Source organism: Peribacillus sp. NPDC058002, from assembly GCF_042886655.1.
Classification (GTDB): domain Bacteria; phylum Bacillota; class Bacilli; order Bacillales; family DSM-1321; genus Peribacillus; species Peribacillus aracenensis.
Window position 1 is genome coordinate 3,329 of record NZ_JBHVQU010000215.1, and the last position, 2,691, is coordinate 6,019.

General features: G+C 33.4%; 5 protein-coding genes. 4 read left to right on the forward strand and 1 reads right to left on the reverse strand.

Translation table 11 applies throughout. The features are described from left to right. Positions 1 to 458 precede the first annotated feature (458 nt). From ACFVSH_RS21900 to ACFVSH_RS21915, 4 genes are all read left to right on the forward strand, one after another. Positions 459 to 740 carry a DUF4190 domain-containing protein gene (locus ACFVSH_RS21900; protein ID WP_260288990.1) on the forward strand — a complete coding sequence of 94 codons (282 nt, stop codon included), beginning with the start codon at positions 459 to 461 and terminating at the stop codon, positions 738 to 740. Between the two features lie 109 nt (positions 741 to 849). After that, positions 850 to 1,170: a type II toxin-antitoxin system HicB family antitoxin gene (locus ACFVSH_RS21905; RefSeq protein ID WP_076369562.1), complete on the forward strand. Its 321-nt coding sequence runs from the start codon at positions 850 to 852 to the stop codon at positions 1,168 to 1,170. Positions 1,171 to 1,475: 305 nt separating this feature from the next. After that, positions 1,476 to 1,919 carry a nucleoside 2-deoxyribosyltransferase gene (locus tag ACFVSH_RS21910; protein WP_349728572.1) on the forward strand — a complete coding sequence of 148 codons (444 nt, stop codon included), beginning with the start codon at positions 1,476 to 1,478 and terminating at the stop codon, positions 1,917 to 1,919. A 111-nt stretch (positions 1,920 to 2,030) separates the two neighbouring features. Continuing rightward, positions 2,031 to 2,159 (forward strand): hypothetical protein, encoded by a 129-nt coding sequence (locus tag ACFVSH_RS21915; RefSeq protein WP_387598964.1) that lies wholly within the window; start codon positions 2,031 to 2,033, stop codon positions 2,157 to 2,159. Between the two features lie 393 nt (positions 2,160 to 2,552). On the opposite strand, the gene ACFVSH_RS21920 is transcribed toward ACFVSH_RS21915, so the two are convergent. Further along, on the reverse strand, positions 2,553 to 2,691 hold a 139-nt coding region (locus ACFVSH_RS21920), incomplete at its 5' end, for a peptidoglycan-binding domain-containing protein (RefSeq protein ID WP_387707800.1).

The following is a 2,691-nucleotide window of genomic DNA, read 5'->3' on the forward strand; positions in this document are numbered from 1 at the left end:
TCAATAATACAAATTTAATTTACACTTTTTTTTTACTTTGTTGCTCTTTTTTATTTTTTTGTTTAATTTGTGCTTATTAGGTTACCACATCTAATTTAATCTTAAGCAACCTAAAAACACGACTCCGGAATGAGTCGTTTTCTACTTGTCTACAAAAGGAGGTTTTTGCTATCACCTCGGACCATCGTTTAAAAGAAGACTTGAGTAGCCTCATGTATTTTTACATTTTTAATTAGGGATGAGTCCCTAACCAGCTAGAAGAATTTGCGACACAACTGCCGAATAACCGGCAAGTTGAGACACCGCTAGATGCTTGCGGCGAAAAGGATTGGCAGACAGTCTGCGGAAAGCGAGCGGATTTCTGAAATCATCTAGAATATTAGAAGTATAAGTGCACAAAAAACGAATCTTTTTCTTTTACTAACCGTATATATAAAGGAAGAAAGAAGGTGGAAGATATGTCGGAAATCAAACTAACCAATAGCAAAGCTATAGTATCATTGATCATGGGGGTATTATCCCTGTTAATTCCATTCATAGGCATCATATTAGGTATTCTAGGTTTAATATTTGCTTCGAAGAGTAAACAAGAAATTAAGCTTACTGGTGAATCTGGAAAGGGATTAGTGACAGCTGGGAAAGTGTGCAGCATCATTGGAATTATCTTGAATGTTATCTTGATCCTGATTTTCCTGGTGTTTTTTTATTTCACGGTAAGTACGGACATAACAACCTTTTAAATCTAAGTAATAACCTAAAAAACTAAGAAAAGTAATTTAAACATATTTAAAATGGAAATTCATGTTATAATTAACTAAAAACCTAAATATGGTATGAAGGGATGATATTTTGACCATTCAAATCTTTGAGTATCCAGCCGTATTCTATTATGAAAAGCACCCGTTGATTATCGATTCTTTTTCCGTTCAAGTTTGCTTCCCGGATTTTAGGCGAGAAGGAATTATTTCTTCCGTTAGCGGTAGGAATCGGGTAGATGCCTTAGCTTGTGCTCAAGAACTGTTGGAAGCCATGGTCGAACATTTTATTCACGATAAAAAAACAATCCCGGATGCAAGTGAAATGGAAAAGGTGAATCTGGATAGGGGGATTAATATTTGTGAGGCTGCCCCCTTCAGGATTGAAATAGAAAATATCACATATGAAAAATAAAAAAACCTTGTCGATTAGGGGACAAGGTTTTTATTTTGTATTTCTTTACATTCAATGAACATTTTATAACCCTGAATGTCAAACCAAAATTTGTACATAGTTTATTATTTTTTGAGTAAGCTGAAGTGACGGTGAAAATGATTCCACTGCATATTTGAAAAACCATCATTACCTGAAAAAGGAATGATGGTTTTTTGGTTCGTTTGAATCCCTTTAAATATTTTTTATTTTTGGGGAAAGGATATTGCGTTCTTTATAACGAATATGTATAGTATAGGTAACATAGGTAAAAAGTATCAATAGTTATATATTTTGGAGGTGTATGTGTGAAATATTATATAGCATCAGACGAAAAAAATTTGAAGCAAGTAAGGTCATTGATCAAGAAATTGACTTCAAAAGGGTTTACTTGTGTGAATGACTTGAATTTAATTACGAATGATGAAAAAAACCAAATAAAGGACGGCATTGGAGAATATGAAAAAAAAGGGATTGAGGAAGCCGATTTCATGCTGATCTTCCTAACAGCAGGTAAAGGTAATCTATATGAGCTTGGATATGCTTTATCTTTAAATAAGAAAATTATAGTGTATTCACCCGAGAAAGACAATTATCATATTAATAAAAAATCAATATTTCATAATCTGCCCGAGGTTACAATCTGCAGCGGGACTTTTTATAAGCTGGTTAAATTGATACATACGCTTTCTCAGGAAGGATCTGAAAAAGATTCACTGCATCTAAAATGAATGTCAAATGTAAAATTTAAAGGATACCCTCAAATAAAATTTCTTTTGAACGAAGTGTTTAATGTAATGAAAATGAGGGTAAAGACCATTAAAAAAAGGGAGAGGACTGTTTTGGCCATTATTGATATCGACCAGTTATTGTTAGCCACTGAGGCGATTGCGGAAGAGTCAGTTCCATTCCATCTTGATACATTTGACATCGATCAACTTTTAGATAAAACGGATTTTTGGAATTGGTAAGGAAAAGCATGCCCAGAGAGGATATGCTTTTTTTTTGAGTGAAAAATAACCTGATTACCGGTATAAAATTATACATGTAATCAGGCAGGTGAGGATATTTTAGATAAAGTTAAAAACGGCGTCCTTTTACGAATCCTAAAATCACAAACATCGCGATGGTGCCTATTACAAAAATTGCTTTAATGGATGTTAAGAGAATTTCATCGTACATTTGTATTACCCCCTTGTATGTAATGACAGTGCGATTATGATTAGCTGTTGATGTATAAATTATAACATAAAGTCAATAACTGATGGTGGGAAAATAAAGACGATATGGGTAATAATGTATAGGTTGTACAATTAAAACATAAAAAAAGATATCCTCTAAACAGTGGATATCGGTATTGAGAATTATTTAAGTCCAAGCGCTTTTTTCGTTTTGGGTCCGACGACTCCATCTGAAGTGAGCTTTTTGGATTTTTGGAATTTCTTTACAGCAACTTCAGTATTTTTTCCAAATGACCCATCTACTCCTTTAGTGCTGTATCCA

Bases quoted from the DNA above. Each gene is read 5' to 3' on its own strand.
- ACFVSH_RS21900 (WP_260288990.1), top strand. From the start codon at position 459: ATGTCGGAAATCAAACTAACCAATAGCAAAGCTATAGTATCATTGATC.